At 69.5% G+C, this 259-nt stretch carries 1 protein-coding gene; it reads left to right on the plus strand.

The features are described from left to right. Positions 1–259 (plus strand): ABC transporter substrate-binding protein (locus tag I5G_RS21830; RefSeq protein WP_036327595.1); only part of this gene is annotated, 259 nt, incomplete at both ends.

The following is a 259-nucleotide window of genomic DNA, read 5'->3' on the forward strand; positions in this document are numbered from 1 at the left end:
GGAGCCGCGGGCTTCCACATCGAGTCGGGTCTGACCACCGACAAGGGCACGCTCGCCTTCAACAATGCGCGTGCGCCGCTCAGTGACCAGCGCGTGCGCGAAGCGCTGCGCCTCTCGATCGACCACCAGGCGCTCATCGACACGCTCGGCTCCGGCCAGACGCTGTACGGCCCGATCCCGCCGCTCGACCCGGGCTACGAGGACCTCTCCGGGAGCATCTCGTACAACCCCGACCGCGCCCGTCAACTCCTCGCCGAAG

Origin of the sequence: Microbacterium sp. B19, assembly GCF_000333395.1 — a bacterium.
GTDB lineage: Bacteria > Actinomycetota > Actinomycetes > Actinomycetales > Microbacteriaceae > Microbacterium.